Raw genomic sequence first — 23,904 nt, 5'->3', positions numbered from 1 at the left:
CGCATCTGCAAACAACCATCGCTCCGGAATCCTCCATGTCTTCTCGCTTTCCCCGGCCGACGCCGCGCCTGCGCCTTCTTTCGACCACCATCGGCCTGATTCTCGGTGCCTCGGGCCTGCCGGCCCTGGCCGCCGAGCCTGGGACGGCCATCCCGGCGGATCCGGCCGACCAGGCCACGCGCCTGCCGAGCGTCGAGGTGCAAGGCGCCGCGAAGCCGGAAGTGAGCTCGCCCAAATACACCGCGCCCCTGCTCGACACCCCGCAGACCGTCACTGTGATGACCCGCGAGACGATGGACCAGCAGAACCTGCTGTCCCTGCGCGACATGCTCAGCACCCTACCCGGCATCACCTTCGGTGCCGGCGAAGGTGGCGGCGGCTACGGCGACAGCATCAACCTGCGCGGCTTCAGCGCCAGCAGCGACATCACCGTCGACGGCGTGCGCGACAGCGCGCAGTACTCGCGCACCGACCCGTTCAATCTCGAGCAGCTCGAACTCGTCAACGGCGCCAACTCGGTCTACGCCGGTGCCGGTTCGGTCGGCGGCAGCATCAATCTGGTGACCAAGACCGCGCGCCGCGGTGAATCTTCGACGCTCACCGCCGCCGCAGGCACCGACAGCTACGGCCGCCTGACCTTCGACAGCAACCAGGAAATCGGCGACAACGGCGCGTTCCGCATCAATGCGATGGCGCACCGCAACGACGCGCCGGGCCGCGACGTCGAACAGTTCCAGCGCTGGGGCATCGCGCCGTCGCTGGCCTTCGGTCTGGGCACCGATACCTCGCTGACCCTGAGCTACGTGCACCAGAAAGACAGCAACATCCCGCAATACGGCGTGCCCTTCTACAACGGCGGTCCGCTGCCGGGCGTCGATGCCGGCAACTACTACGGTTATGCCAACGTCGATCGTCAGGACATCGAGAACGACGCCTTCACCGCGATCCTGACGCACGCATTCGGCGAGCACCTGTCGGTGCGCAACCTCACCCGCGTGTCGGAAGTCGAACAGCGGTCGATCGTCGACGCGGTACAGGGTTCGATCTGCCTGCCCAGCAATGTCACGCCGACCGGCACCGCTTGCGCCGTCGGCACGCCGCCGGGCAGCTTCCGTCCGGGCATCACCAATCCGCGTGGTTATGTCCGCGATACCACCAACAAAGCCTTGGTGAACCAGACCGACCTGACGGCGCGCTTCGCCACCGGCGGCATCGATCACCAGATGGTCATCGGACTCGCGCTCTCGCATGAATCCTTCGAGCTCGATACCGGCCGCCTGTTCCGCAACGCCAACGGTTCCGATACCGGCGTGACCCTGCCGCCGATGAACCTGTACCAGCCCGATTCCATCTACACCGGTCCGCAGCACTACACCCTGATCGGCAAGACCGACGGCGAGCAGGACAACATCGCCGTGTATCTGTTCGACACGCTGACCTTCAACGAGCAATGGCAGGCCAGCTTCGGTCTGCGCCACGAGCGCAACGAGGGCAGCTCGACGATCTACACGGTATCCACCGTTCTGCCCAACATCGGCGCGATCACTGGCGCCGCCGCGCCGGCCAAGAATGCCGACGACCTGTTCTCGTACCGCGCCGGCCTCGTCTACAAACCGCAGTCGAACGCGAGCATCTACCTGGCCTACGGCAATTCCAAGACGCCGTCGAAGGCCTCGGTCAACGGCACCTGTACTGCGACCAGCAGCACCGGCACGGCCAACTGCAGCGTCGATCCCGAGAGCGCGGTGAACTACGAACTCGGCACGAAGTGGGACTTCCATGGCGGCAAGCTCAGCTTCACCGCCGCGATCTTCCGCAACGACCGCGAGAACTATCGCGTCGCCGATCCCGATCCGGCCAATGTCACTGGCGAGCAGGCGCTCGACGGCCAGGCGCGCGTCGACGGCCTCACGCTCGGTCTGTCGGGCCTGATCACCGACCACTGGTCCGTGTTCGCCAACGTCACGCGTCTGGACAGTAAAGTGCTGCGCAACGTCTCCGACTACTGCCTCGCGCATCCGGGTCAGGGCACCTGCACGGGCGGCAATGCGGCCGATCCCGATTTCGTCGCCGGCGATCCGCTGCTGGCCACGCCGGAAAATGCCGCCAGTGTCTGGACGACCTACGACCTGTCGCGGAAATGGCAGCTCGGTTACGGCGCGACCTACCAGGGCGAGATCACCGTCGAGCAGCATTCGGCAACCAAGCCGGCCGGCGACCTGGCGACCTACGGCGGCTACACCACGCATCGCCTGATGGCTGCGTATCGCGCGACCCGCGACCTGACTTTGCAGTTGAACATCAACAACGCCACCGACCGCGAGTACTACACGCGCATCCGCAACAACGGCTGGGCCACGCCGGGCGATGCCCGCACGGTCGTGCTCAGCGCCAGCTACCGTTTCTGAGCCTGCCCACGCGCGTGTTCTGAAAGAGACTGCGCGAACCCCGATCCCCGTCCGTCATGGACGGGGATTTTCCGTCCCGAGGACCCCGCCATGCTGCTGCACATCCCGCAGGTACTGAGCCCCGAGCAAGTCGCTTTCTGTCGCGAACGCCTGGCATCGGCGTCCTGGGCGGACGGACGCATCACCGCCGGCCACCAGTCGGTGAAGGCCAAGGACAACGAGCAACTGCCCGAGTCCGATCCGGTTGCGATCGAACTGGGCGCGCTCGTGCGCGCCGCGCTCAAGAACAACGACAACTATTTCGCCGCGGCGTTGCCGCGCGTGGTGTTCCCGCCGCTGTTCAATCGCTATCGCGGCGGGCAGGCCTTCGGTTTCCACATCGACAACGCGATCCGCTACGACCGCACCGGACACCTCGTGCAGCCGGTACGTACGGACTTGTCGGCGACGCTGTTCCTCAATGCGCCCGAGGACTACGACGGCGGCGAGCTGATCATCGAAGACACCTATGGCACGCAGCAGATCAAGCTGCCTGCCGGCGACATGGTGCTGTATCCGGGCACCAGCCTGCACCGCGTCACGCCGGTGACGCGCGGCGAGCGGCTGGCTTCGTTTTTCTGGATCCAGAGCCTGGTGCGCGACGACGGCGATCGCCGCCTGCTGTTCGAACTCGACATCTCCATTCGCCGCCTGACCCAGGCGACGCCGGACCATCCGGCGCTCGTGCAGCTCACCGGCGTGTATCACAACCTGCTGCGGCGCTGGGCCGAGGTCTGAGCGATGCGCGCGAGCGAACATCGGCAACCGCGCCCGCGTCCGGCGCCGAGCGGCCGCGCGTATTGGCTCAAAACCCTGCATCAATGGCACTGGATCAGCTCGGCGGTTTGTCTGGTCGCGATGCTCGGTTTCGCGATCACCGGCATCACCCTCAATCACGCCGCGCAGGTTTCCGCCGAGCCGGCCGTACACACACGCAAGATCACGCTGCCCGCGCCGCTGCGCCAGGCGCTGGTCGCACCCTCCACTGACAACGCGCCGCTGCCAGCCGACGTCGCCGCATGGCTGGGCAAGACCCTGGCCACTGACGTGGGCGATCGTGCGGCGGAATGGTCCGACGAGGAAATCTATGTTTCCTTGCCGCGCCCCGGCGGCGATGCCTGGCTGAGCATCGACCGTACGAATGGCGCCGTCGAATACGAACGCACCGATCGCGGCTGGGTGTCGTATTTCAACGACCTGCACAAAGGCCGCAATACCGGCACGGCCTGGACCTGGTTCATCGACCTGTTCGCCGTCGCCTGCGTGGTGTTCGCCGGCACCGGGCTGGTCCTGCTGCAGCTGCATTCGCGGCATCGTCCCGGCACCTGGCCGGTGGTGGCGCTCGGATTGGTGCTGCCCGCGTTGTTGCTCGTGTTCTTCATTCATCGCTGAGGCTGTCATGAAACGTCTGATGATCCGTTCCCTGTTGCTGTCTGCCGCGCTGTCGGCGTCTGCGGCGTCCGCCGCCGAACTCTCGGTCAGCGTGCAGGTGCCCGCACTAAAAGTCGCCGAGTACCACAAGCCCTATGTCGCGATCTGGGTCGAAAAGTCCGACCAGAGCGTCGCGGCGAATCTCGCGATCTGGTACCAGACGCGCGATGGCAAGGAACCCGGCACAAAATGGCTGCCCGAATTACGCCAATGGTGGCGACGCAGCGGCCGCGACCTGTCCCTGCCTGTGGACGGAGTCAGCGGAGCGACGCGATCGGCCGGCGTACAGACGCTGCGTTTCGACGACCGCAAGGGCGTGCTCGCGAAGCTGCCGCCGGGCGATTACACCCTGGTCGTGGAGGCCGTGCGCGAAGTCGGCGGTCGCGAACTGCTGAAAATCCCTTTCACCTGGCCGGCGAAGATGCCTGTGCAAACCGCAGTCCAGGGCGAGCACGAACTCGGCACGATCACGCTCGACCTCAAGCCCTGACATCTGCCATCGACCGACGACCTTCCTGCTCCGGAGCCCCTGATGAAAACGACGCTGAAATTCGCCGCGCTGGCCTTCGCCCTCGCCCTGCCGTTCTCGGCGCAGGCGCACAAGGCCTGGCTGCTGCCGTCCTCGACCGTGGTCACGCCGAACGAATACGTGACCGTCGATGCCGCGGTGTCCAATGACATCTTCTACTTCAACCATGTGCCGCTGCGCATCGACAACCTCGTCGTCACTGCGCCGGACGGCAGCGTGGTCAAGCCAGAGAATCTGGCTACTGGAAAATACCGCACGACCTTCGATCTGCAGCTCGCGCAGAGCGGCACGTATCGCCTGAGCAATGGCAGCCGCGGCTTGAGTGCGAGCTATCTGGTCGGCACCGAGACCAAGCGTTGGCGCGGTACGGCGGAGGCGTTCGCGAAGGAAGTGCCCGCCGATGCCAAGGACCTGCAGGTCCTGCAGAGCCAGACGCGGGTGGAAACCTTCATCACCGCCGGCAAGCCCAGCGCGCTCAAAGCCGACGGCACCGGTCTGGAACTCGTGCCGGTCACGCATCCCAACGATCTGTTCGCTGGGGAAGCGGCGCGTTTCAAATTGACCATCGACGGCCAGCCGGCGCCCGGCCTGAAGATCACGATCGTGCCCGAGGGCATCCGCTATCGCGCCAAGCAGGATGAAATGACCCTGACCAGCGATGGCGACGGTGCGTTCAGCGTCACCTGGCCGCAGGCGGGTCGCTATTGGCTCGAAGTTGTCACGACCGACGGCAAAACCAGCCTGCCACAGGCCAAGCAGCGTCGCCTGAGTTATGTGGCGACGCTGGAAGTGTTGCCGCAGTAATCGCGATGCACGGCGTCCGCGCACGCGCAGCTGGGTCGCGACGCACGGCGACCCTGGCACTGCTGCTCGTCATCGCGGGCCTGGCGCCCGGCTGCGCGAGCGCGCCGCGTGCACGCACGGTCGATACCTTGACGGGCGAGGCGATGGGCACCACCTGGACGGTGAAACTCGTGTCTGCCGCCGACACGCCACCGCGGCCGGCGTTGCAGGCCGGCATCCAGGCCGAGCTCGACCGCATCGACGCGCAGATGAGCACCTGGCGTGAGGATTCGGACCTGGCGCGATTCAATGCCGCGCCGGCCGGCCAGTGGGTGAGCCTGCCGCCAGAAATGTTCGCCGTGCTCACCCAGGCGCTGGCTTTGGCGCGCGATACCGGCGGCGCCTACGACCCCACCGTGGGTCCGCTGGTGACCCTGTGGGGCTTCGGGCCCGGACCCAAGACCCGCACGACGCCCGCGCCCGCGGCATTGGCTGCGGCGCGCGCACGCGTCGGCTGGCAGCGCGTCACCCTCGATGCCGCCGCGCGGCGCGCGCGCCAACCCGGTGGCGTCGCCCTCGACCTGTCCTCGATCGCGCCCGGCTACGCCGTTGATCAGATCACGCGCTATCTCGACCGCGCCGGTGTGCACGATTTTCTGGTCGAACACGGCGGCGAACTGCGTGGTCGCGGCAACCGCCCCGGCGGCCACGGCTGGCGCGTGGGCATCGAACAACCCGACAGCGAAGACCTGATCGCCCGCGTGGTCGTGCTCGCCGACCGCGCCTCGGGTTCGTCCGGCGACTATCGCAAGTTCTACACGCTCGACGGCCAGCGCTATTCGCACCATATCGATCCGCGTACCGGCGCCCCGGTGACGCATGCGCTTGCCTCGGTCACGGTCCTCGCCGACGAGGGTCTGCAGGCCGATTCGCTCGCCGCCGCGTTGAGCATTCTCGGCCCTGAGCAGGGCTTGCAGTACGCGCGGGAACACCATGTCGCCGCCCTGTTCCTGGTCCGCGCCGGCACCGGCTTCGCGCAGATGATGACGCCGGAATTCGCCGCCGCGCAGCCCTGACCCGCGTCGGCGTCACCGGCATCGACACGACCGTATTCACGCTTGTGAAGAACGCCGCTGGCCGCGCGTCGACAGCCTTCGATGGCCCAGCCCGTTAGCACGGCTTGCCTGCTTCGCATCCCTGGGCGTATGTTCGGAATTCGCAACATTCCTGTGCTACCGGCGCCTCGTCTCCCTGCTCGGGTGAGGCTGGCTGGGGGCCGGGGTTTTACGTTGCGTCCCGGGGGACGGCGCGTGCTGCTTGGCACGGCCGTCAGACAAAACATACGAGGTAAACCATCATGGATCGAAAGCTACTAGCGACTTCGATTAGCGCCATCCTGGCTTTCTCCGCCTGGGCCGACACGGCTTACGCGCAGCAGGACACGACCGGCACCGCCGCCAGCGACGAAGACAAGAAAGATGCCACCGATATCGCCGCCGTCGTCGTCACCGGCTCGCTGATTCCGCAAGCGCAGAAGGAGACCGCCTCACCGGTCACCACCATCACCGCCGCCGAAATCCAGCGTCAGGGTTTCCGCAACGTGTCCGACGCGCTGCGTTCGCAGCCGCTGTCGACCGGCGCGGTGCAGGACAACCAGTTCAGCGGCGGCTTCACGCCCGGCGCGACGACGGTCAGCCTGCTTGGTCTGGAACCGGGCTTCACGCTGATCCTCATCGACGGTCGTCCGCTTGCCGACTATCCGCTGCTCTACAACGGGCAGAGCAACTTCACCGACCTGTCCAGCATTCCGACCGGCATGGTCGAACAGATCGACATCCTGCCGGGCAACCAGTCGGCGATCTACGGCTCCTCCGCGATCGCCGGCGTGGTCAATATCATTCTCAAGAAGAAACTCGACGGCGTGCAGTTCAACGTGCGTGCCGGCGGTTACAGCGACGGCGGTGGCCGCAACGAACGCTTCCAGGTCACTGGCGGCAAGGCCTGGGGCGCGCTGGATCTGACCTTCGGTTTCCAATACAGCCAGCAGAAGCCGATCTACGGGTATGACCGTGATTGGGCCGATTCGACCAACGACAATCCCGATCCGGACAGCCGTTACGGCTCGCGCACCTTCATCATTCTCGACGGTTTCAGCAACACCTACTACGACCCGGGTGCGGCCTGCGATTCGCTGCGCGGCAATTTCGGCGGCTCGACCTTCCGCGACTTCCGTCCCGGCCGCGGCTATTTCTGCGGCAGCCGCGACGAAATCGGCTACACGACTTTGCTCAACGAGGAAAAGGGCACCAGCTTCTACCTCAACGGAAGCTATCAGCTCAATTCCAATGCCGAGCTCTACGGCAGCCTGCTGTACGGCATCAACGAGAGCAACTCGAACTCGGGTTCGCGCTTCTGGTCGCCGGACATCAATGGGTCGGGCGGCTATATCTGGGATCCGGTCAACTTCCGCCTGGATCTGTACCAGCACATCTTCTCGCCCGAAGAGACCGGCGTCGGCACCAACATGGCCAAGACGCGGTCCAATTCCTACAACGCCGCGTTCGGCGTTCGCGGCGGCTTCGGCGACTCGAACTGGGACTACAACGCGTTCTACAGCCGCTCGCAGTACAACCTGACCGACAACCAGTTGTGGCCGCTGACGGGCAAGATCGAGGACTTCTTCCGCAACCAGTTCCTCGGTCCGCAGCTCGGCACCTACTACGGCTATCCGGTGTACACGCCGAACAATGCCGCGTTCTACCAGTCGCTCACGCCGGCGCAGTACCGCAGCTTCCAGGGTGCGATCCACACCGAATCGACGACCTGGACGCATAACGTCAACCTGTCGATCACCAATACCGACCTGTTCGAATTGCCGGCCGGTTCGGTCGGCGTGGCCGCGCTGATCCAGTCCGGTTACCAGGTCTGGAACAACCCGACCGACCCGGGCATCATCGCCGGCGAATTCTGGGGCCTGACCGGCACCCAGGGCTCGGGCAAGCGCGCCAACGACGCGATCGCGTTCGAGTTCCGCGTGCCGGTGTTCAGCACGCTGACCGCGAACATCTCCGGCCGCTTCGACAAGTACCGCAACATCGATGCCGGCGGCGATTCCAAGGCCACCTACAAGCTGGGCCTGGAATATCGTCCGATCGACACGCTGCTGCTGCGTGCGAGCTACGCGACGGCGTTCCGCGCCCCGGACATGTCGTACATCTATGCCGGCGAGAGCGGATTCTTCACCTCGGTCACCGATTACTACCGGTGCTCGGTCGAAGAACCCGGTCCGATCGGCGATTGCTCGTACAACTCCTTCCAGGTCAAGGGCAGCCGCACCGGCAACCGCGAACTGGAGTCGATCACCGCCAAGTCGTTCGGCTACGGCTTCGTCTGGTCGCCGACCCAGCAGTTCGACATCCGCGCCGATTACTACAACGTCAGCATCGACAACGAAGTCAGCGACCTGAGCATCAACCAGCTGCTCTTCGACGAAGCCCGTTGCCGCCAAGGCCAGCTCGACATCAACTCGCCGACCTGCGTGGACGCGCTCGCGCGCATCGTGCGCAATCCCAACAGCGGCCTGCAGCCGAACGCCTTGCAGAGCGTGCGCATCAACCCGATCAACGTGTCCAAGGAGCGCGTTTCGGGCGTGGTCGCCAACGTGAGCTACACGATGGATGCCGGCCGCGCTGGCGAATTCGTCTTCACCGGCAACTACAACATCAGCCACTCGCACATCTTCCAGCGCTATCCGGGCGACGTGCCGCGCGACCTGCTGCGTGACGCCACGGCGTCGTCGGAGTTCAAGTCGGTGTTCACCGGCGACATCACCTGGAACATCGGTGACTGGTCGGCCACGCTGTACGGCACCCGTTACGGCAACACGCCCAACTACGCCGCGCAGCTGGATGACCTGGACAACGCCGGCACGGTCGGACCGCACATGGTCTACAACGCCAACATCGCCTACAAGCTCAACGAGAACAGCGGGCTGGCGCTGACCGTCAACAACCTGCGCAATACGCGCGCGCCGGTGGACAAGACCTACAACGTCTATCCGTACTACAACATCTTCAACTACAACGGCTACGGCCGTGCGCTGTGGTTGGAGTACAACATCAACTTCGCCGGCAAGTAAGCGGCGAGGTCAGTGACAACGAAGGGCCGGCATTCGCCGGCCCTTTTTTTGCGCCGCTCGGCGCGCCGCCGCGATCGCCTACAAATCGCCGATCAGATCCTGCAGCGGCTGCAATGGCCGTTCGTAGCGTCGCCATTCGCCGAGCGTGCGCGCATGGATCGGCTCGCGCACCTGCACGCTGCTGAGCGTGGCCACGGCGGCGCGATTGCTACCGGTGTCCACGCAGCCCGCCTCGAAGGGCAGGCCGCAGAAATCCAGGATCTCGCGCGCCATCGCGTCGGTGTCCTGCACCAGACGCGGATACGGGATATCCAGGATCGCGCCGGGCATCGCCATCTGCCAATGCGCCATGAGCCGGCGATACTGCCGGTAGTGGTTCGCCAGCGCCGCCAGGTCGTAGCTATACGCGAACGCGTCGCCGAACAGCGCGCGGTAGTTCGAGAAGCACACATCCATCGGCTCGCGGCTCATGTGCAGGATGCGCGCCTGCGGCAGCGCGCGGCGAATCAGTCCCGCGACCTGGTAGTTGGCCGGCAACTTGTCGACGAAAAACGCCTTGCCCTCGGCACGCCATTGCGTCTGTTCGAGATAACGGCGCCCGAGTTCGGCGTAGTCGAGCGCGGACAGGCGCGCGACCAGCGCGTCGTCGATGAGTTCGTGACCGTGCTGATCGGCGACCCAGCGCAGTTGTCGCGGGAAATCGGCGAGCTCGCCGGCCGATGCGACCTGCGAATGCCCGCTGAGGATGCGCTCGAGCAAGGTCGTGCCCGAGCGCGGCATGCCGACGATGAAGATCGGCACCGGGCCATCGAGACGGTGATCGGACGCGGCGAGGAACGACGGCGGCGTCTGCGCGATGAGCCCGTCGACCAGACGCGGCATCGTCGCCGGATCGTAGCCCAGGCGCGCGTGCATGATCGCGTTCGCGCGTTGCAGCGCCGCCCAGGCCTCGTCGAGGCGACCGAGGTCTTCGAGTTCCTTGTACAGCGCGAACTCGAAGCCCGCGTGATCCTCGGTGCCGGTCGGCACGCTGGCCAGCCGCGCGCGGATGAAATCGAGGTGGTTGCTGTCTTCGCGTTGCCGATGCAGACGCGCCAGTGTCAGCGATGCGCGTCCATAGGTAGGCCCTTGCTTCAGACAGGCTTCCATCTCGGCTTCGGCCTCGGCGAGACGGCCATTGAACTGCAACTGGATGGCGCGGAAGTAGCGGAAATCGGCCGTGTCGTAACCCAGCGCTTTCGCGCGGTCCATCATCGCCAGCGCGGGCGCGTGCAGACCCAGCGCCTGGCAGATATGCGCCAGGGCCGCGAGCGCGGGCGCATTGCGCGTGCGCGCCACTTCCGGATGTTGCAGGCAGGCGCGTGCGGCATTGGTTTCGCCGACGCGTACCAGGCATTGCGCGACCCGATGGATCGTGTCGGCGTCATCGGGCAGCGCGAACGCGGCGAACTTGGCTTGCTCCGCGCCTGCGCGCACGCGGCCCTGGGCGAGGAATACGCTGGCCAGCAGCAGGCGCGCGGGCACCAGCCAGGGATTGCTTTCCAGCAGGGACTCGAACGCCGCCTGCGCAGCTGGCAGGCGGCCGTCGACGATATGCTGCTGGCCTTCGTTCCAGAGCGCGAGTTCGTTCGGAGTCATCGCGCCGGCGCGGTCCGTCCCGCGATCATGCGACCTGCGGTTCGGCGCCCGTCGCGAGATGTTCGATCGCCGCCACGCTGGCGAAACGATCGGCCACGCGACGCAGCAGGGCCAGACGGTTGCCGCGCACGGCAGCGTCCTTGTCCATGACCATCACGCCGTCGAAGAAGGCATCGACCGGCGAGCGCAGATCGGCCAGGCGCTTGAACACGCCGACATAATCGCGATCGGCCAGCAGCGGATCGGTATCGGCGACGGCGGCATTGAGCGCATCGTTGAGCAGGCGCTCGGCCGGCTCGGCCAGCAAGGCCGCGTTGACGTGTTCGGGAATCGCGTCCTCGGTCTTGCGCAGGATGTTGCGGATGCGCTTGTTCGCGGCGGCGAGTGCGCTGGCTTCGCGCAGACGCATGAATTCCTTCACCGCCTTGAGGCGACGATCGAAGTCGAGCATCGACACCGAGGCCGCCGCGCCGTCGGCCGCGACCGCATCGAACTGCAGCGTCGTGAAGCCCTGGTCGGTGTAGTAGCTGCGCAGGCGCTCGATGACGAAGCCGATGATTTCGTTCGCGTCCGCGGTCAGTCCGGTCGGCAACTGCGCCAGGGCCAGGCCCAGGTAGTGCGAGAGCGACAGGTCGTGTTCGCCTTCGATCACCGTGCGCGCCAGTGCCAGCGCATTGCGCCGCAACGCGAACGGATCCTTGTTGCCGGTCGGCTTGAGCCCGGCGGCGAACCCGCCGGCAATCGTGTCCAGACGCTCGGCGATCGCCAGCACCTGGCCGAGCTTGGTCGGCGCGATCTGGTCGCCGGCGAAGCGCGGCATGTAGGCATGATCGATCGCATCGGCGACTTCGCCCGGCTCGCCGGCAGCGCTGGCGTAGTAGCGACCGGCGATGCCCTGCAGGTCGGGGAATTCGCCGACCAGACGCGATTGCAGGTCGGCCTTGGACAGCAGGGCCGCGCGCTGCGCGTAGTCGACGTCGACACCGATCTGCTGCGCGATCGCCACCGCGAGCGCGGCCACGCGCCGGGTCTTGTCGGCGTAGGAACCGAGCTTCTGCTGGTAGGTGACTGCGGCCAGGCCTTCGGCCATCGCCTTGAGACCTTGCTTGCGGTCGGCGTCGAAGAAGAACTGCGCGTCGGCGAAGCGCGGACGGATCACGCGCTCGTAACCCTGGCGAATCTCGTTCTCGTCGGTCGACTCGATGTTGGCGATGCCGATGAAGCGTTCGGTCAGACGGTGTTCGCGATTGAGCACCGGGAAGAATTTCTGGTTCGATTCCATTGTCGAGATCAGCGCTTCCTGCGGCACGCGCAGGAATGCCGGCTCGAAACCGCACAGCACCGCGCGCGGCCACTCGACCAGGCAATTCACTTCTTCGAGCAGGGCTTCGGGAATGCGGGCGACGCCGTCGGCTTCCTTGGCGGCGCGTTCGATCTCACTGCGCACGCGCTTGCGGCGTTCGACCGGGTCGACGAGCACGCGCGCGTCGCGCAACACGTCCAGATAATCGCCGGCCTCGTTGATCCAGATCGGCTTGTCGTGATGGAAACGATGGCCGCGGCTCATGCGATCGGCTTTCAGTCCGAGCACGTTGCCGTCGCAGACATCGCGGCCGAGCATGATCAGCAGCCAGTGCGCGGGACGCACGAAACTGATGTCGCTGTCGCCCCAGCGCATCGGCTTGGGCACGGGCAGCGCCTTGATCGCCTCGGCAACGATCTCGGGCAACAATTCCCGCGTCGTCGCGCCCTGGCGCGTATGACGCGCGACGAAGCGCGCGCCCTTGGCGTCGGTGGTGCGGCCGAGTTGTTCGACGCTCATGCCGTTCTTCTGCGCGAAGCCCTGCAGGGCCGCCGTCGGCAGGCCTTTTTCGTCGAGCGCGACATTGCTGTACGGGCCGAGCACCTCGCTGTACTGCGTCGGCTGGGTCAGCGCGACCTTGGGCAACAGCACCGCCAGGCGGCGCGGCGAGTACAGCGGACGCGCATCGGCGAAACCGTCCGCGGTCTCGAATTTCACATGCCGGCTGGCCAAACCCTTGGTCACGCCGTCGAAGAACGCCTGCGCGAGTTCGGGCAGGGCCTTGGGCGGCAGTTCCTCGGTACCGATCTCGATCAACAACGGTTTGGCGTCGAGCATGACGATCCTCGCATCGATGTTCCCGTCTCCTCCCCGGAAACGGGTGATTCCCGCAGCGGCCCTGTCCGGCATGCCGGCAGCCCCGCTCCCCTTGTTATCCCCCCGCCGCGACGGCAGGAGGACGACCCCGCCGGCCCTCAGGCCGGTACTGCGGCTTTCTTCAGATTCGGAAAGCCCAACTTCTCACGTTGTGCGAAGTAAGCCTCGGCCACCGCCCGCGACAGGGTGCGCACGCGCAGGATGTAGCGCTGGCGTTCGGTCACCGAAATCGCGCGGCGCGCATCGAGCAGGTTGAAGCTGTGCGAGGCCTTGCAGACCTGCTCGTAGGCGGGCAGCGGCAGACCGAGCTCGACCAGCTTCAGCGCTTCCTTTTCGCAGGCGTCGAAGCGGTGCAGCAGCTCGGCGACGTCGGCGTGTTCGAAATTGTAGGTCGATTGTTCGACCTCGTTCTGGTGGTACACGTCGCGATAGGTCACCGGCCCCTGCGGACCGACCGTCCACACCAGGTCGAAGACGTTGTCGACATTCTGCAGGTACATCGCGAGGCGTTCGAGACCGTAGGTGATCTCGCCCGTCACCGGCCGGCATTCGAGGCCGCCGGCCTGCTGGAAATAGGTGAACTGGGTGACTTCCATGCCGTTGAGCCAGACTTCCCAGCCCAGACCCCAGGCACCCAGCGTCGGCGATTCCCAGTTGTCCTCGACAAAGCGCAGGTCGTGCACGAGCGGGTCCACACCGAGCGCCTTCAGCGACTCGAGGTACAGCTCCTGCAGGTTCACCGGATTGGGCTTCATCACCACCTGGTACTGGTAATAGCGCTGCAGGCGGTTCGGATTTTCGCCGTAGCGGCCGTCGGTGGGCCGACGGCAGGGCTGCACGTAGGCGGCGTTCCACGGCTCGGGGCCCAGCGCACGCAGGAAGGTCGCCGGATGGAAGGTGCCCGCGCCGACTTCGAGGTCGAGCGGCTGGATCAGGACACAGCCTTGCGCGGCCCAGAACTGGTTGAGCCGGAGGATGAGTTCCTGGAAGGTCGGTGCCGTCATGAAGTGAAAACCGCCGGTAGGAATGAAGCGTGGAAGCAAAGAGGGTTAGTATAGCTACGAACCGCGCCCCTTCTAGTTTTCCGCCCCCGATGAAGCCCTTCCTGATCCTGGAGACCGGTCGTCCGCTCGACCCGTTGCGGCGGCATGGCAGCTTCGGTCACTGGATCCGTGTCGCCGCCGGCCTGCACGGTCGCGAGGTCCGCCATTGCGACGTCGCCCACGGCGAATCCCTGCCCGATGCCAAGGACTATGCCGGCGTGATGATCACCGGCTCGGGCGCGATGGTCAGCGATCGCGAAGACTGGAGCGAACGCAGCGCCGATTGGTTGCGTGCGGCCGCCGAAGCGGGCAAACCGCTGTTCGGCATTTGTTACGGCCATCAGCTGCTCGCGCATGCGCTCGGCGGCAAGGTCGACTACAACCCGCGCGGCCGCGAAATGGGCACGGTGCCCGTACGGCTGGAACCCGCGGCCGCGACCGATCCCCTGTTCGCCGGATTGCCGGCGAGTTTCGCCGCGCAGGCCACGCATCGGCAGACCGTGCTCGCGCCGCCAGCGGAAGCGGCGGTACTGGCGCGTTCGGATCTCGACGATTGCCAGGCGTTCCGGTGGAAGGAATCGGTCTGGGGCGTGCAGTTCCATCCCGAGTTCAGCGCCTGGCTCATGCGCCGCTATATCCACGCACGGCGCGAGGCCCTGGTCAGCGAGGGCACCAGTCACCAGCATTTGTTGCAATCGGTGCATCCGGCGCCGATGGCGCGGCGCGTGCTCAAGCGTTTCATCCATCACACGCGCAAGCGCGGCTGAATCAAGGACGATCCATGGGGTTTCGCAAGGTGGGCGCCGGTCGCGGCGCGGCGTGGATCATCGATGGCCTGGCGTCGCTTGCACCTCGCCCGCTGCCTTTCATCGGCGTGTGCCTGTGGCTGGCCCTGCTCAGCGTGATGCCCGTCGTGAGCCTGGTGACTGGCCTGTTGCTGACGTTTTTCTATGGCGGCCTGGTCGTGTCCGCGCAGGTGCAGGCGCAGCGTGGTCCGGTCCGGCTGGGCCTGTTGTTCGCCGCGTTCGTTCGCCCCGGGGCTTTGCGCCGGTTGTTGCCGGCGGCCCTGCTCAAGCTCGGTTTCGCGCTGCTGGCGGTGATGGTCGTGGTCGCCACGCTGGGCCCGGAATTCTTCGAGGCGCTGCGCAGCACGCCAACACCGGAAAAACTCGACCCGGCGCTGGCTGCCGCCGTCGCCGCGAAACTGCCGCGCCTGTTGCTCGTGCTCGGGCCGGCGAGCGTGCTGGTGAACTGGCTGCTGCTGTTCGCGGTGCCGCGCACGATGCTCGACGAGGTCTCCGGCAGCGTCGCCCTGCGCGAGGCGTTTTCGGCGGTGCTGGCCAATCTCGGTGCCTTGCTGATCAATCTCGCCTGCCAGGTGCTGCTCGTCTTGCTCTTCAGCGGCCTGTTGCTGGTGCCGCTGACGCTGGCCGGCGTGCTCGCCGCCGCCAGTCCGGCCTTGGGCAGTCTGCTGCAGCTGCTGGTGTTCGTCAGCGCGGTCGGCCTGATGTTCGCGCTCGACAGCCTGGTGATGTATCAGGCCTGGCGCGATGTCTTCGCGGTGTCCGAAGCCCCACCGGCACCGGTGACCGAGATCGAAGCCTGAACGGGACTCTCAGACCAGTCCGACGGCGGTCAGCCACAGCGCCAGTGCGACCGACAACACGATCACCGTGCCGAACAGCAGCAGGGCCTGCAGCCCGAGAAACGCCCAGGCCCAAGCTGGCATCGTGGTCTGCGTCGGATTCGCGTGCTCGACGCGCGTGCCGGCCACGAAATCGTGCAGGGCACGTTTGGATGGCGTCCATGCCGCCAGCGCATGACCGAGATTGAGCGTGAGCCAGGACAGCGCCGCCGCGAAAAACCGTGCCGCCGCGCGCCACGGCGTCAGCGCCTGGCCTTGCCCGTCGAGCACCACCAGACCCAGCAGGCGCTTACCCAGCGAGGCGCGCCAGGCCGAACTCTCCATGCCAACGAAATAGACGCCCGCGATCAGCGCGTACACGAGCGTGGAAATCCAGCTCATGCGCCACAGCAGCGGCCACAGGCCGGTCAGCAGGGACAGCGCGGCGTCGGTATCGAGCGCCTCGGGATCGGCGGCCATCGCCAGCAATCGCGGCACCAGGCTGTCGTCGTTCAGGCCCATGATCGCGAACACGATCGTCAGCACCAGCTGGCAGACGAAGGACAGCAGCAGCACATCGATGCTGTAGGCGACGTAGCGTTTCCAGAAACCGGCCGGCGACACCGGCGGCGGGTTCATTCCTGCGTCGCGGCGCGATCGGCGCGCCGCCGCAACATCCGCGCCAGCAGGATGCCGACTTCGTACAGCAGGCACATCGGCACGGCGAGCATGACCTGCGACAGGCCGTCGGGCGGCGTGATGATCGCGGCGATGATGAAGATCGCGACGATCACATAACCGCGCCACTCCGCCAGCTGCGCCGGCGTGACCCAGCCCAGGATCACCGTGACCAGCACGGCCACCGGCACTTCGAAACTCAGGCCGCCGGCGATGAACATCACCGCCGCGAAATCGAGATAACTGGAAATATCGGGCAGGCGGCGCACGCCTTCGGGGGCGGTCGTACCGAGATAATTGAGCATCACCGGCAGCAGCAGGTAGTAGGTGAATGCGCAGCCGATGTAGAACAGCGCCGTCGCGGACACCAGCAGCGGTCGCGCGAGTTTTTTCTCGTGCTGGTACAGGCCCGGCGCGACGAAGGCCCACAGCTGGTACAGCACGAAGGGCATCGCGAGCATGATCGCGGTGAAAAACGCCAGCGTCAGCGGCACCGAAAACGGCGACAGGATGCCGGTCGCGACCAGTTCGTCGCCCTTGGGCAGGCTCTGGATCATCGGCGCGGCGAGCCAGGTGTAGAGCCGGTCCGCGAACGGCAGCAGGCCGAGGAACACCAGCATCACCGCCATCAGCGCGCGCAGCAGACGCGAACGCAGCTCCAGCAGGTGGCTGATCAGGCTTTCTTCGCCGCGTTCGGCCGGATCGCTCATCGCGCGTCGCTGTCGCTGGATGCGGATGCCGGCGGCGGCGTCTCGGTCGGAGTCGCGATCTGCGCGAGCGGCGCCGCGGTGTCACGCAACTGCTGCTGCATCTGCTCGAGTTCGGGCGCGAGTCCATCGAGCGGATTCTTCAGGCTGCGCTGCAGTTCTTCCGCAGCCAGCTCGCGTTCGAGTTCGGCCTTGACGCTGTACCACTGGGCGCGTGCCTTGCGCACCCACAGGCCGGCCAGACGCGCGGCCTTGGGCAAGCGCTCGGGACCGAGCACGACCAAGGCGACGATCGCGACGATGAGGATTTCGATGGGGCCGACGTCGAACATCGGGCGTTCCGCCGGCGCGCGCGATCAGTCTTTGCGCGAGTCGTCGCGCAGGCCGGGATCGGCCGGGTCCTTGGGCTTGTTCTCGTCTTCGCCGGCCATGCCTTTCTTGAAGCCGTGCACGGCGCCGCCCAGGTCCTTGCCGATGTTGGACAGGCGCTTGGTGCCGAACACCAGCAGCACGATGACCAGCACGATGAGCAATTCTTTCCAGCCGATCATGGCTGCGTCTCCAGAAGTCAGTGCACAAGAATACCGCAGCGCGTGCGCTGCGGCTTATTTCGCGGGGTTTTCCGGCTGCTTGAGGGTGCTTTCCTCGAGGCGGTCGCGGAACGCGACCACGGCGTCGGACGGCGCGCCCGAGGCGCGGCCCTCGAAGATCGCCCGGGCGGTATTGCCCTGGCCGTAGACGGCCTGGTTGGCCTTGTTGTCGATGGTCAGCGCGGTGCCGTCGATCGACACGCCGGCGAACAGGCCGCGCGCGCGGGAATAGCTGTAGATCTCGGCCTTGAGCTGCTCGTCGGTGCTGGCCTGGGCGCTGCGTCCGACCGGGCCGGCCGCCACGCTGGCATCGCCGCCGAGGGTGAACTTGCCGTTGACGATCGAATCGACGCCACGCTTGGTCTTGAACACCAGGATCACATCGGCCGACTGCACGCCGGCCTGGAAGCCGATGCTGCCGCCGCCGAGGCGGATGAAGCTCGGGTTCGACCAGGTGCCGTCTTCGCCGCGCACCGCGATCAGGCCCTTGCCGCCGCGACCGCCGACGACGAAGCCGGCCTTGACCACGTCGGGAATCACCGCGATCGCCTGCGCCTCGACCAGCAGCTTGCTCGGAATCGAATCCTCGGGAATGCGCAGGATCTCGGCCAGCACGCGCGTGGCGTTGGCGGCGCGTTCGTCTTCCTTCTGACCGGCGAAGGCCGGCAGGGCGAGCGTGGTCAGCAGCAGACCGAGGGTGAGCGCGTACAGCGGGGACAGAATGCGGCGCATGGGGGGTCTCCAGGGGGCAAGGGGTCAGTATCGCCCCGGGGCATGAATCCGGGGTGAGTCCATCGGCTTCACGTACTGGGATGGTATTTTGCCGCAAACGTTCCGGAACGTATCCATGACCTCCCGCTTTCGCGACGGCACGCCGCCGACGCCCGCCAGCCGCACCGCCCTATTGCTGGTGAACCTGGGCACGCCCGACGCGGCCACGCCGCGGGCGGTGCGCCGCTATCTGGGGCAATTCCTGCACGATTATCGCGTCGTCGATCTGACCCGCTGGCTGTGGTGCCCGATCCTGCACGGCGTGATCCTGCCGCTGCGCGCGCGCAAGGTCGCGCGCAACTACGCGCGCGTCTGGACGGCGCAGGGCTCGCCCTTGCTGGTGCTCAGCCAGGAGCTCGCGCAGGCGCTGCAGGCGCAGTTGCCCGAGTTCGACGTGCGCCTGGCCATGCGCTACGGAAAGCCCGCCGTATCCGAAACCTTGCAGGCCCTGCAGGCACGCGGTGTCGAACGCGTGCTGGTTTTGCCCCTGTATCCGCAGTATTCGGCGAGCACGGTGGCCTCGGCACACGATGCGGTCATGGCCGAACTGGCGCAGTGGCGACGCCTGCCCGAGTTGCGCCTGATCAACGACTACCACCGCGACGAAGGCTGGCTCGATGCCCTCGAGGCGAGCGTGGAAAATTTCTGGGACCTGCACGGTCGCGGCGAAAAACTGCTGATCTCCTTCCACGGTCTGCCCGAACGATTCGTGCGCGCCGGCGATCCCTATCAGCAGCAATGCGAGACTGGCGCACGCCTGCTTGCGCAGCGACTGGGACTCGGCGAAGACCAGTGGCAGCTGACGTATCAGTCGCGTTTCGGCCGCGAGCCCTGGCTGGGTCCGGCCACCGATCACACGCTCGCCGCGCTGGCGAAGGCCGGCGTGAAAACGGTCGACGTCGTCTGTCCCGGTTTCGCGGTGGACTGCCTGGAGACGCTCGAGGAAATCGCGATCGCCAATGCCGACGGCTTCCGGCAGGCCGGCGGCGAGACCCTGCGCTACATTCCCGCGCTGAATGCACAGCCGGCGCATGTCGCGGCCCTGGCGCATCTCGCGCGCCGGCATGCGAGCGGCTGGCCGCAGTGATCCGGCGGGCGGCAAGCGCCAGCCGCTGTCGGGAATGGCCCTTGACCGTCTTGGGCGCGCCCGCTGTCATGCACCGCCGGCGCGTACCCGTCACTCTTCGCCCAGGATCCTCGTGATGCAGGAAGTCTTTCTCGATACCGCCCGCGGTCCGATCGCCGCGCTGCGCGGCGGTACGCCCGGCGGGCCGCGCGTGCTCGCCCTGCACGGCTGGCTGGACAATGCCGCGAGCTTCCTGCCGCTGCAGGCGCAGTTGCCGATGTTCGATCTTGTCGCGCTCGATCTGCCCGGCCACGGCGCCAGCGCGCATCGCCTGCCCGGCTACGACTATGTCTTCGTCGACTGGATCCACGATGTGCTCGATGCGCTCGATGCGCTCGGCTGGCAACGCGCGCATCTGCTCGGCCATTCGATGGGCGGCGCGATCGCGACCGTGGTCGCGGCCTCGGCGCCGGAACGCGTGGAAAAACTCGCACTCATCGAAGCGCTCGGTCCGATCTCGGGCATCGCCGACGAGGCCGGTCCGCGTCTACGCCAGGCAGTCGCGGCGCGACGGGCGCTGGACACCACGCGCGCGCCGCGCAAGATCCCCGACCTCGACACCGCCGTGGATGCGCGCCTGGCCGCTTCGAAGATGACGCGCGAGGCCGCGCGCCTGATCGTCGAGCGCAACCTGCGGCCGCTCGAGGACGGCTTCGCCTGGCGCAGCGATGCGCGCCTGACCCTGCCCACGCATGTGCGCACCGGCGAGGCCTTCGTGCAGAGCTGGCTGCGCGCGATCGAAGCCCCGGTGCTGGTCATCGCCGCCGATCCGGCGCCACCGTATTTCAATCCCGAAATCCGCGCCGGCCGGCTCGCGCAGTTGCGCGACGGCCGCGTGCAGGTCATTGCCGGCGGCCATCATCTGCACATGGAACAGGCGGCGCGCGTCGCCGAGCCGCTGCGCGAATTCCTGGCGACCTGAGCGCGCCTACTGCGCCGGCGGGTAGTGGCGCAGCGACACTTTGCTGCCGCCGCCATCGGCGACGACGGTGTAGATCAGATGCCTTCCGTCCTTTTCGAAGCCATCGCTGGCCATGACCGGCTGACCGCCGACGCGCGTGCTGTTCTTCCAGCCCTGCGCCTCATACAGCGGCAACATCGTCGCGAACGTCGCCGCCGGATCGCTCGACAGCGTGAACGCGACGATCTGGATCTTGCCCATGCTGATCGCATCGGTGAGGTGGGCGCCGGGCGGCAGCGGGATATCGGCGGGGAAATCCTTGGGCAGGGCGACGTCGGCGCCGCTGTCGACCTTCATGCCGCCGATGTCGATGTGTTCTTCCTTCGGCGGCGGCGCGGCGGTACCCGCGACCGGTGTCGCCGGCGCGGCCGGCGTGGGCGCGGGCGTTTCGCTGTGGCCGCAGGCGGCCAGGCCGACAACGAGGACAACAAGACAGGGACGGACGATCATCGCGGCGTTCATGGGGCCTCCGGCAGGCAGGGCGGCCATCGCGCCGCAGACAGGGCAACGTCAGCGCCGGCCGGCAGCGGCCGCGGTCGGCTCAGGCCAGGCGGCGCAGCTCGGATTTCAGCATCAGGCCTTCGCCGTGCAGGTAGTCGCGGGCGTCGTGCCAGTCGGGGCAGCGAGCTTCGACCTCGCGCCAGAAGCGCCGCGAATGGTCGCGATGGATGAGATGGCAAAGTTCGTGCACGAGCACGTATTCGAACGCGCTCGGACGGCCCAGCACCAGCGACAGGTCCAGCGACAGCGCATCGTCGGGGGCGAGCGAGCCCCACAGCGACGACAGCGCGCGCAGGCGGAAACTCGACGGCGGCCGCGGCAGTTGCGGCAGATAGCGCGGCAGCCACTGGCCGATATCGGCGCGCGCCTGCTGGCTGTAGAAATCGCGCAGCGCCGCCCGCAGCTGTTTGTCGGTCGCTTTCGCCGCGCAGGCGACCGTGATGCCGTGCGTCTCGCCGGTGACCCGCGTGTAGCGGCCTTCGGACCAAAGGATCGGCACGCGTTCGCCGCGCAGCAACAGATGCTGGTCGTGGTCGCGCGAAAACGGCCGCGTGTCGATGACCGGCAGTTTAGCCAACTGCGCCTGCAGCCAGTCGCGATGTTCAAACAGGAACTGCTCGGCCAGCTTGATCGACGCGCTGCGCGGCAGCGTCAGGCGCACGCCCTTGTCGCCGACGATCAGGCGCAGCCGGCGCGCGCGCGCATCGCGCACCCAACGCACAGGCACCGCCTCGCCGCTGCGCAGCACCAGCATGCGTTGTTCCTGCGCGGGTTTGGGCTCGAGGAAACGCAGCCAGGCCATCAGGTCGTCGCGCGCGCCAGGAAGGTCTGCAGGTTCGCCGCCGCCGTCGCCCGCACCTTGTCGTGCAGGAACTGCGTGCGGCCCAACAGCAGGCCCTTGAAGCCCAAGGCCTGCGCGGCCCAGCGCGGGAAATCGAACTGGTCGCGATGGCTGACGATGAAGCCATCGCGGAACACGAACTGGCCGTCGATGATGTTGTGCACCAGGCGTCCGGTCGCACTGAAACGATAATGCGCTTCCCAATGCGCGCGGCCGCTGGCGGCGTCGGCGCTGATGCCGTCGAAGCTCAACGACCAGGCATCGCGACCTTTGGCGCGGGTCGCATCGCAGAGCATGCGCCACATGCCACCGATCTCGTTGCGGCCGCGCAGGTTGAACACCGGATCCTCGAAATGGGAATCGAGCGCATAGCAGTCGGCCATCGCCTCGGCATCGAGGGCGGCGAACGCGGTGTAGAAGCGGGTCAGCAATGCGGCATTGTCGTGGGACATGGGCGCGTCTCCGGTTTGGCCGATTCTAGCGCCGCGATCGGTTCGTGTGCGCGGTGGGCTCTTCTGAAATTCCGTTTGCCGCCCCGGCGCCACACGCAGGAGCGGGCAGGATGCCAATAGAGTCGATTATTCCTCGGGTTTGCTCAGCTTCAGCGCTTTCTCGAGCACGACGAACAGGCGCGCCAGTTCGGCCGACATCAGCGCATAGCGGGCGTCGAGTTCGGCGTGCAGGGATTCGCGCTCGGTGTTTTCGAGCTGGTCGACGGCGCCGTCGAGGAACTTGAGCTTGCGCACGACCAGGTCCTCGCCGAGCACGAAACTCACGTGATCGTCGAGCACCAGCGCCAGGCGCGTGACCTGTTTGCCCGAATCCAGATGCTTCTTGATCTCGTCGCTGAGCAATTCCTGGTTCTGGCACTTCACCACCGCGCCGCCGTCGATGCTGTCCTTGAGCTCGCATTCGTCGCCGAGCGAAAAGCCCTCCGGCAGGGGCTCGCCGGCGATCCAGCCAGTCAGCAGCGTGCGCACCGAGACTTCGGCGTTCAGCGGCAGGGCCGCGAAACTGCCCATCGCATGCCGCAATTCGTTGACGAAGCCTTCGGCGGATTTGCGCGAGGAGGTGTCGACCGCGATGAAGCCGAGCTTGAGATCGAGGCTGGCGTTGAGCCGCATCGGCTTGACGAACGCGCGCGGCAGCAGCTCGTGCACGAGGTCTTCCTTGAGACGCTTGCGCGCCTTGCCGCCGAGTTTGCGTCCTTCCTTGCCTTCGATCTCGGCGATCTTCTTGCCGAGCGCGTCGTTGACCACCGAGCCGGGCAGGATCTTGTCTTCGCCGCCAAGCGTAAGCCACAGCGCGTTGCCAACGCCGTGCGACAGCGCCGGCTCGTCGCGGCCGAAGGGCGAGACGAAACCGCGCGACTGCATTTCCAGCACACCGACCGGCTTGAGCACGGCGTCGGCGAGTGCGGCTTCGATGTTGTCGAAGGATTTTTTCAGCGAAACGGGAAAACGGAACAGGGTGAGATTGCGAAAGAACATGGAATTCCTGTGATGAACATGGCGCCGACGCACCGGCACGCACCGGCGGCCGCACGACGGGCCGAAAACGATCCGGCCCCCGGTTCGCACCGGGAAGACGGACTGGCAGGGGGAGGACCGGCGATCGTCGAACGACGGGCCGAACCGGGCGACGCAGGACGCTAGTTTACCCCTGTCGCGACTGCGCCGACGGCGCTAAGCTCAGGGCCATGTCCCAGCCGCCCGATCCCGCCAAGATCGCCGCCCAGCTCATCGAGCTGCGCACCGAACACCGCGATCTGGACGAGGCGATCGCTCGCCTGGCGGCCAGCATCGAAGCCGACGAGCTGTCGGTGAAGCGGCTGAAAAAGCGCAAGCTCAAGATCAAGGACATGATCAGCTATCTGGAAAACCAGATGATCCCCGATCTCGATGCCTGAGCGCGGTG

The 23,904-nt window shown here is 66.5% G+C and carries 23 protein-coding genes and 1 pseudogene; 12 read left to right on the top strand and 12 right to left on the bottom strand.

What is annotated here, in order from left to right:
- Nucleotides 1-35 precede the first annotated feature (35 nt).
- From G467_RS0110175 to G467_RS0110145, 7 genes are all read left to right on the top strand, one after another.
- The gene (locus G467_RS0110175) at nucleotides 36-2,408 is read left to right on the top strand and encodes a TonB-dependent receptor (protein WP_022969636.1); all 2,373 of its coding nucleotides are present in this window, start codon (nucleotides 36-38) and stop codon (nucleotides 2,406-2,408) included.
- 90 nt (nucleotides 2,409-2,498) lie between these two features.
- Nucleotides 2,499-3,185, top strand: coding sequence for a Fe2+-dependent dioxygenase (locus G467_RS0110170; RefSeq protein ID WP_022969635.1), 687 nt, complete (start codon nucleotides 2,499-2,501; stop codon nucleotides 3,183-3,185).
- A 3-nt stretch (nucleotides 3,186-3,188) separates the two neighbouring features.
- Complete coding sequence (locus tag G467_RS0110165) at nucleotides 3,189-3,839, top strand: PepSY-associated TM helix domain-containing protein (protein ID WP_022969634.1); 651 nt, start codon at nucleotides 3,189-3,191, stop codon at nucleotides 3,837-3,839.
- Between the two features lie 16 nt (nucleotides 3,840-3,855).
- Complete coding sequence (locus tag G467_RS0110160) at nucleotides 3,856-4,368, top strand: DUF2271 domain-containing protein (RefSeq protein ID WP_425386835.1); 513 nt, start codon at nucleotides 3,856-3,858, stop codon at nucleotides 4,366-4,368.
- Nucleotides 4,369-4,410: 42 nt separating this feature from the next.
- Nucleotides 4,411-5,211: a DUF4198 domain-containing protein gene (locus tag G467_RS0110155; RefSeq protein ID WP_022969632.1), complete on the top strand. Its 801-nt coding sequence runs from the start codon at nucleotides 4,411-4,413 to the stop codon at nucleotides 5,209-5,211.
- A gap of 5 nt (nucleotides 5,212-5,216) precedes the next feature.
- Nucleotides 5,217-6,266 (top strand): FAD:protein FMN transferase, encoded by a 1,050-nt coding sequence (locus G467_RS0110150; RefSeq protein ID WP_022969631.1) that lies wholly within the window; start codon nucleotides 5,217-5,219, stop codon nucleotides 6,264-6,266.
- A 281-nt stretch (nucleotides 6,267-6,547) separates the two neighbouring features.
- Nucleotides 6,548-9,328, top strand: a complete 2,781-nt coding sequence (locus G467_RS0110145) for a TonB-dependent receptor plug domain-containing protein (protein ID WP_022969630.1) — start codon at nucleotides 6,548-6,550, stop codon at nucleotides 9,326-9,328.
- 78 nt (nucleotides 9,329-9,406) lie between these two features.
- Here G467_RS0110145 and G467_RS0110140 read toward each other — a convergent pair whose 3' ends face one another.
- The 3 genes from G467_RS0110140 to glyQ all read right to left on the bottom strand — a co-directional run bounded on the left by G467_RS0110140 (nucleotide 9,407) and on the right by glyQ (nucleotide 14,149).
- Entirely contained in the window at nucleotides 9,407-10,966 is a 1,560-nt protein-coding gene (locus G467_RS0110140; protein WP_022969629.1) for a tetratricopeptide repeat-containing sulfotransferase family protein, read from the bottom strand.
- Between the two features lie 25 nt (nucleotides 10,967-10,991).
- Nucleotides 10,992-13,106: a glycine--tRNA ligase subunit beta gene (gene glyS, locus G467_RS0110135; protein WP_022969628.1), complete on the bottom strand. Its 2,115-nt coding sequence runs from the start codon at nucleotides 13,104-13,106 to the stop codon at nucleotides 10,992-10,994.
- 137 nt (nucleotides 13,107-13,243) lie between these two features.
- Complete coding sequence (gene glyQ, locus G467_RS0110130; RefSeq protein WP_022969627.1) at nucleotides 13,244-14,149, bottom strand: glycine--tRNA ligase subunit alpha; 906 nt, start codon at nucleotides 14,147-14,149, stop codon at nucleotides 13,244-13,246.
- An 89-nt stretch (nucleotides 14,150-14,238) separates the two neighbouring features.
- Between glyQ and G467_RS0110125 the strand changes: the two genes are divergently transcribed.
- Both G467_RS0110125 and G467_RS0110120 read left to right on the top strand, forming a co-directional pair.
- The gene (locus tag G467_RS0110125) at nucleotides 14,239-14,955 is read left to right on the top strand and encodes a glutamine amidotransferase (RefSeq protein WP_022969626.1); all 717 of its coding nucleotides are present in this window, start codon (nucleotides 14,239-14,241) and stop codon (nucleotides 14,953-14,955) included.
- A 14-nt stretch (nucleotides 14,956-14,969) separates the two neighbouring features.
- A complete protein-coding gene (locus tag G467_RS0110120; protein WP_022969625.1) occupies nucleotides 14,970-15,794 on the top strand; it encodes a hypothetical protein in 825 nt (274 codons plus the stop codon).
- 9 nt (nucleotides 15,795-15,803) lie between these two features.
- On the opposite strand, the gene G467_RS0110115 is transcribed toward G467_RS0110120, so the two are convergent.
- The 5 genes and pseudogenes from G467_RS0110115 to G467_RS0110095 all read right to left on the bottom strand — a co-directional run.
- Nucleotides 15,804-16,451, bottom strand: a complete 648-nt coding sequence (locus G467_RS0110115) for an RDD family protein (protein ID WP_022969624.1) — start codon at nucleotides 16,449-16,451, stop codon at nucleotides 15,804-15,806.
- Nucleotides 16,448-17,200 (bottom strand): twin-arginine translocase subunit TatC, encoded by a 753-nt coding sequence (gene tatC, locus G467_RS0110110; RefSeq protein ID WP_022969623.1) that lies wholly within the window; start codon nucleotides 17,198-17,200, stop codon nucleotides 16,448-16,450. Before tatC ends, G467_RS0110115 begins: the two co-directional genes overlap by 4 nt.
- A complete protein-coding gene (gene tatB / locus G467_RS18505; protein ID WP_022969622.1) occupies nucleotides 17,197-17,529 on the bottom strand; it encodes a Sec-independent protein translocase protein TatB in 333 nt (110 codons plus the stop codon). The genes tatC and tatB overlap by 4 nt, the downstream gene beginning before the upstream one ends.
- 24 nt (nucleotides 17,530-17,553) lie before the next feature.
- Complete coding sequence (tatA, locus tag G467_RS0110100) at nucleotides 17,554-17,748, bottom strand: twin-arginine translocase TatA/TatE family subunit (RefSeq protein ID WP_022969621.1); 195 nt, start codon at nucleotides 17,746-17,748, stop codon at nucleotides 17,554-17,556.
- An 84-nt stretch (nucleotides 17,749-17,832) separates the two neighbouring features.
- A pseudogene (locus tag G467_RS0110095) lies at nucleotides 17,833-18,507 on the bottom strand (lipid-binding SYLF domain-containing protein); the annotation flags it as partial.
- Nucleotides 18,508-18,634: 127 nt separating this feature from the next.
- Here G467_RS0110095 and hemH point away from each other — a divergent pair.
- Together hemH and G467_RS0110085 are read left to right on the top strand one after the other, a co-directional pair.
- On the top strand, nucleotides 18,635-19,645 hold the full coding sequence (gene hemH / locus G467_RS0110090; RefSeq protein ID WP_022969619.1) for a ferrochelatase: 1,011 nt from the start codon (nucleotides 18,635-18,637) through the stop codon (nucleotides 19,643-19,645).
- 115 nt (nucleotides 19,646-19,760) lie between these two features.
- Nucleotides 19,761-20,606 carry an alpha/beta fold hydrolase gene (locus tag G467_RS0110085; protein ID WP_022969618.1) on the top strand — a complete coding sequence of 282 codons (846 nt, stop codon included), beginning with the start codon at nucleotides 19,761-19,763 and terminating at the stop codon, nucleotides 20,604-20,606.
- A 6-nt stretch (nucleotides 20,607-20,612) separates the two neighbouring features.
- Here G467_RS0110085 and G467_RS16310 read toward each other — a convergent pair whose 3' ends face one another.
- The 4 genes from G467_RS16310 to G467_RS0110065 all read right to left on the bottom strand — a co-directional run bounded on the left by G467_RS16310 (nucleotide 20,613) and on the right by G467_RS0110065 (nucleotide 23,477).
- Nucleotides 20,613-21,107, bottom strand: a complete 495-nt coding sequence (locus G467_RS16310; protein WP_022969617.1) for a hypothetical protein — start codon at nucleotides 21,105-21,107, stop codon at nucleotides 20,613-20,615.
- 79 nt (nucleotides 21,108-21,186) lie between these two features.
- Nucleotides 21,187-21,948, bottom strand: coding sequence for a M48 family metallopeptidase (locus tag G467_RS0110075; RefSeq protein WP_022969616.1), 762 nt, complete (start codon nucleotides 21,946-21,948; stop codon nucleotides 21,187-21,189).
- The gene (locus tag G467_RS0110070; protein ID WP_022969615.1) at nucleotides 21,948-22,439 is read right to left on the bottom strand and encodes a nuclear transport factor 2 family protein; all 492 of its coding nucleotides are present in this window, start codon (nucleotides 22,437-22,439) and stop codon (nucleotides 21,948-21,950) included. Before G467_RS0110070 ends, G467_RS0110075 begins: the two co-directional genes overlap by 1 nt.
- Before the next feature lie 126 nt (nucleotides 22,440-22,565).
- Complete coding sequence (locus G467_RS0110065; RefSeq protein WP_022969614.1) at nucleotides 22,566-23,477, bottom strand: recombination-associated protein RdgC; 912 nt, start codon at nucleotides 23,475-23,477, stop codon at nucleotides 22,566-22,568.
- A 209-nt stretch (nucleotides 23,478-23,686) separates the two neighbouring features.
- On the opposite strand from G467_RS0110065, the gene G467_RS0110060 reads away from it, so the two are divergent.
- Complete coding sequence (locus G467_RS0110060; RefSeq protein ID WP_022969613.1) at nucleotides 23,687-23,896, top strand: YdcH family protein; 210 nt, start codon at nucleotides 23,687-23,689, stop codon at nucleotides 23,894-23,896.
- Nucleotides 23,897-23,904 lie beyond the last annotated feature (8 nt).

Origin of the sequence: Arenimonas oryziterrae DSM 21050 = YC6267 (genome assembly GCF_000420545.1) — a bacterium.
Taxonomy (GTDB): domain Bacteria; phylum Pseudomonadota; class Gammaproteobacteria; order Xanthomonadales; family Xanthomonadaceae; genus Arenimonas; species Arenimonas oryziterrae.
This window is presented reverse-complemented; position numbering and strand designations above follow the sequence as displayed.

What these genes read in the sequence shown, in the direction of transcription:
- G467_RS0110175 (WP_022969636.1), top strand. Translation starts at nt 36, where the DNA reads ATGTCTTCTCGCTTTCCCCGGCCGACGCCGCGCCTGCGCCTTCTTTCG.
- G467_RS0110170 (WP_022969635.1), top strand. Translation starts at nt 2,499, where the DNA reads ATGCTGCTGCACATCCCGCAGGTACTGAGCCCCGAGCAAGTCGCTTTC.
- G467_RS0110165 (WP_022969634.1), top strand. Translation starts at nt 3,189, where the DNA reads ATGCGCGCGAGCGAACATCGGCAACCGCGCCCGCGTCCGGCGCCGAGC.
- G467_RS0110155 (WP_022969632.1), top strand. Translation starts at nt 4,411, where the DNA reads ATGAAAACGACGCTGAAATTCGCCGCGCTGGCCTTCGCCCTCGCCCTG.
- G467_RS0110150 (WP_022969631.1), top strand. Translation starts at nt 5,217, where the DNA reads ATGCACGGCGTCCGCGCACGCGCAGCTGGGTCGCGACGCACGGCGACC.
- G467_RS0110145 (WP_022969630.1), top strand. Translation starts at nt 6,548, where the DNA reads ATGGATCGAAAGCTACTAGCGACTTCGATTAGCGCCATCCTGGCTTTC.
- G467_RS0110140 (WP_022969629.1), bottom strand. Translation starts at nt 10,966, where the DNA reads ATGACTCCGAACGAACTCGCGCTCTGGAACGAAGGCCAGCAGCATATC.
- glyS (WP_022969628.1), bottom strand. Translation starts at nt 13,106, where the DNA reads ATGCTCGACGCCAAACCGTTGTTGATCGAGATCGGTACCGAGGAACTG.
- glyQ (WP_022969627.1), bottom strand. Translation starts at nt 14,149, where the DNA reads ATGACGGCACCGACCTTCCAGGAACTCATCCTCCGGCTCAACCAGTTC.
- G467_RS0110125 (WP_022969626.1), top strand. Translation starts at nt 14,239, where the DNA reads ATGAAGCCCTTCCTGATCCTGGAGACCGGTCGTCCGCTCGACCCGTTG.
- G467_RS0110120 (WP_022969625.1), top strand. Translation starts at nt 14,970, where the DNA reads ATGGGGTTTCGCAAGGTGGGCGCCGGTCGCGGCGCGGCGTGGATCATC.
- G467_RS0110115 (WP_022969624.1), bottom strand. Translation starts at nt 16,451, where the DNA reads ATGAACCCGCCGCCGGTGTCGCCGGCCGGTTTCTGGAAACGCTACGTC.
- tatC (WP_022969623.1), bottom strand. Translation starts at nt 17,200, where the DNA reads ATGAGCGATCCGGCCGAACGCGGCGAAGAAAGCCTGATCAGCCACCTG.
- tatB (WP_022969622.1), bottom strand. Translation starts at nt 17,529, where the DNA reads ATGTTCGACGTCGGCCCCATCGAAATCCTCATCGTCGCGATCGTCGCC.
- tatA (WP_022969621.1), bottom strand. Translation starts at nt 17,748, where the DNA reads ATGATCGGCTGGAAAGAATTGCTCATCGTGCTGGTCATCGTGCTGCTG.
- hemH (WP_022969619.1), top strand. Translation starts at nt 18,635, where the DNA reads ATGACCTCCCGCTTTCGCGACGGCACGCCGCCGACGCCCGCCAGCCGC.
- G467_RS0110085 (WP_022969618.1), top strand. Translation starts at nt 19,761, where the DNA reads ATGCAGGAAGTCTTTCTCGATACCGCCCGCGGTCCGATCGCCGCGCTG.
- G467_RS16310 (WP_022969617.1), bottom strand. Translation starts at nt 21,107, where the DNA reads ATGAACGCCGCGATGATCGTCCGTCCCTGTCTTGTTGTCCTCGTTGTC.
- G467_RS0110075 (WP_022969616.1), bottom strand. Translation starts at nt 21,948, where the DNA reads ATGGCCTGGCTGCGTTTCCTCGAGCCCAAACCCGCGCAGGAACAACGC.
- G467_RS0110070 (WP_022969615.1), bottom strand. Translation starts at nt 22,439, where the DNA reads ATGTCCCACGACAATGCCGCATTGCTGACCCGCTTCTACACCGCGTTC.
- G467_RS0110065 (WP_022969614.1), bottom strand. Translation starts at nt 23,477, where the DNA reads ATGTTCTTTCGCAATCTCACCCTGTTCCGTTTTCCCGTTTCGCTGAAA.
- G467_RS0110060 (WP_022969613.1), top strand. Translation starts at nt 23,687, where the DNA reads ATGTCCCAGCCGCCCGATCCCGCCAAGATCGCCGCCCAGCTCATCGAG.